At 36.2% G+C, this 3,038-nt stretch carries 3 protein-coding genes and 1 pseudogene; 3 read left to right on the top strand and 1 reads right to left on the bottom strand.

Features of this window, described 5'->3' with window-relative positions; all coding sequences use genetic code 11:
• Positions 1-160: 160 nt before the first annotated feature.
• The 3 genes from ACVBDQ_RS17830 to ACVBDQ_RS17820 are packed head-to-tail and all read left to right on the top strand — an operon-like array spanning position 161 to position 2,867.
• Complete coding sequence (locus tag ACVBDQ_RS17830) at positions 161-838, top strand: hypothetical protein (RefSeq protein WP_033026708.1); 678 nt, start codon at positions 161-163, stop codon at positions 836-838.
• Positions 835-1,677: a serine/threonine protein kinase gene (locus tag ACVBDQ_RS17825; RefSeq protein WP_033026707.1), complete on the top strand. Its 843-nt coding sequence runs from the start codon at positions 835-837 to the stop codon at positions 1,675-1,677. Before ACVBDQ_RS17830 ends, ACVBDQ_RS17825 begins: the two co-directional genes overlap by 4 nt.
• The gene (locus tag ACVBDQ_RS17820; protein WP_241766411.1) at positions 1,674-2,867 is read left to right on the top strand and encodes a hypothetical protein; all 1,194 of its coding nucleotides are present in this window, start codon (positions 1,674-1,676) and stop codon (positions 2,865-2,867) included. The genes ACVBDQ_RS17825 and ACVBDQ_RS17820 overlap by 4 nt, the downstream gene beginning before the upstream one ends.
• A 30-nt stretch (positions 2,868-2,897) precedes the next feature.
• On the opposite strand, the pseudogene ACVBDQ_RS17815 reads toward ACVBDQ_RS17820, so the two are convergent.
• Positions 2,898-3,038, bottom strand: a pseudogene (locus tag ACVBDQ_RS17815) (IS4 family transposase); the annotation flags it as partial.

Genomic DNA, 3,038 nt, shown 5'->3' with positions numbered 1-3,038 from the left:
CGGGAGTGTGGTATGCTTGTTCATAGAGAGCACCTCCTGGGTTTGTTTGTGTCGCTACTCACATTCTACAGGAAAGGTGCTCTTTTTTCTATACCCTTTGGATTTTATTGGATAATCAACACGCCTGGCATGATAAAAATCTAGAACGGAGGAAACAGAAGTGACTTGGGTAACAGAGACTGATTTTGTTAATTCATTTGTTAATTTAATGTACTTTGAAAAAAATCAGAAAAGATACTATTATAAGATATGGAGAGAGGTAAATACTGGGTTTGGGAAACCTGATGTTGTTGTTATTGAATATAAACCAGAAATTCTAGAATCACGAATTAATTTTATTCATTCTAAGATTCCTCCTCTATCAACTAAAGCTGCTTATGCAATGTCCTATTTATCATCACGTCGATGGGTATCAACTGAAAAACTTGGTAATTTTCTTCTCTGTAGTAGAAGTCAACTTCGTTCCTTAGTTGAGGAATTAACAGATAGGGGGTTGGTTAGAACAAATGGGCATCTAATAAAAGCTAATCCAAAATCAGAGATTTTGGCAGTAAATCGATTGTGGGTTTTTGAAGCTAAGCTATTTCAATGGAAAACTGCGATTGAACAGGCTGAGAGACATTTATGGTTTACCAAAGATTCATATGTATTGATGCCCTCGGAAAAAAAAAGTCTCATTGATTTAATTTCGCTAGAATGTAAAAAAAGAGGAATTGGACTTAGTTTTTTTAATGAGCAATCCGGTTTAGAGACAGTTATTCATTCAGCCGAAACGGGATTAAAGAATTCTCCAATATTATGGATGATTAATGAAAAATTGTTGGAGGAATTTAAATGAATTCAGAACTGTTTTCTCCTGATTCTCCGGAATTAATATCAGCATTTCCATTTATAACAATTAAAAACAAGTTAGGTGAAGGTGGACAGAAATACGTTTATAAAGCGTACACTGAAAAGGAAGGTATGGTAGCCCTCAAGGTTATTAAGGTGGAACAGCAGTATGAAAGAACTATGCGAGAAATTGATGCGGCATCTAAGTTTTCTCCACCAAGATTTCCTAAAATACATAGTTATGGTAGAAGTAAGGTGGCCAACGAAGATGTCGTTTACATAATTGAAGAATTTATTGAAGGTGTTAGTTTAAGAGAACGTTTACGATTAGGAGCAATGCAAGAGTCTGAAGCAGTCAAAATTGGTTATGAACTTTTAAATGCGTTATGTGAAGTTGCCGAACAACATTTAGTTCACCGAGATATAAAACCCGAAAATATTATGCTGGGGGAAAATGGCCGAGTAGTATTACTTGATTTTGGAATTGCTCGTCATTTAAATTTAACAAGTTTAACACAAGATGTTGCCATGTTTGGCCCATTAACTCCTGGGTATGCTGCACCTGAGCAGATAAGAAATGAAAAGCGTAGTATTTCACCAAGAACAGATCTTTTTGCTTGGGGTATAGTTATGTACGAAATGTTATCAGGCGAAAATCCTTTCACCAAAGATTGTAGTTCTCCAGGAGAAGCATTAATGCGCACTCTACAATTTGATGTACCAAAATTATCAAATTGTAGCAGTAACTTGTCAGAAATAATAGATTGGTGCATGAAAAAGCCTGCCCACCGAAGACCCGCAAATCCTATTATTGCTCTAAATGCTTTGAAAGAGGTGATATCTTGAAATTTTATTTGCAACAAGGACATGGTATGCAACAATTGGATATCGAATTTGTTGAGAATAATCCAGATACAGGAGTTATCTTATCTCCCCGAAATTATAGGCCCGATCAAATTGAACGCCATGCTAATGAATTAAGAGAAAGAAACGCAAGCGTGTTGTTCGACCCACAATTTTATCAACCTAGAACTGAAAGAGAAAATATTCTAAATTATCCTTATTGGAAAGGAGTAGAGTTTGCTACAACCGATTTTGCTACAAATGGAGCAGAACAGTTATGTGAAGGAGTCATAACATACCAGATTGAGGTGTTACAAGTAAGTGAAGTAATACTTCCTGGTCGCTATTCAAATTCTGTTACAGAAGATTGGTTGAATATTCATTATGTTTTTGCTGAAACAGCAGAGTCAATGAATTTAGATGTCCCTGTATATTCAACAATTGCTTTAGGACCAGATGTTATAATGGATCGCCAATCTTTAGACCGACTTTTGAACGAACTCGTTAATTACCCAGTAGATGGTTTTTATCTTGTTGTGAAAAACCCAAGAAACTTTCTTGTTACTGAAGAAATATTTATTTACAATTTGTTAGACGGGCTTTTAAGTTTGGTTTTGTCAGGTAAAAAAATATTACTTGGATACTCAAATCAACAAGGATTAATATATGCAAGTGCAGGGGTAACAGGCTTAGCTTCAGGAAATTTTCGTAATGTAAGATCTTTTGATCCAGCCACCTTTGATGTTCAATATACGAGTGATAGACAAAGAAGAGTATGGTATTACGATGCCAATACTTTATCTGAATTTCGTCCTCAGTCACTTGGTTTAGCATATCAACGTGGATTATCAGGTAGCTTCGGTCCAGTTTGTCAATATTGTAGACCATTGTTAGAATCAACAAACCCTGCTACTGTACCTTGGGGAGAACCACTGGCTTTCCGGCATTATCTTACCGAGATTAATCGACAATGGTTAAGTTTTTCTACTATCCCATCTAATCAAAGAATAGACCATGCAATTAGCCTTGTAGATGCTGCAAACCAACGCTTGAAGAACCTTAGTGAGAGAGGTTTTCGTCTTGGTGAGAGGTCATTTATTGATGCAATTGAACCAACTTTAAATGCATTGACAGCATTTAAAGCAGATAGACAGAATGATTTAGAACTCCTTCGAGATATGTTGCTAGAATAATTATGTAAATTATCACTTCACGAGTGTTGATTATCCAAAATTAGACATACGCCTTCCATAAATTTGGGCATACTCAAACAAAGCAGCGGCCATCCCGGATTTCCAATCGAGAGGAAGCTGCCCAGAGAAAAAACGGCGAACGAACGAAATGAAGGAAAGAGAGACGTTCGT

Source organism: Geobacillus sp. CCR, assembly GCF_052906625.1.
This window is presented reverse-complemented; position numbering and strand designations above follow the sequence as displayed.

Coding starts and splice junctions, on each gene's coding strand:
- ACVBDQ_RS17825 (WP_033026707.1), top strand. CDS start 835: ATGAATTCAGAACTGTTTTCTCCTGATTCTCCGGAATTAATATCAGCA.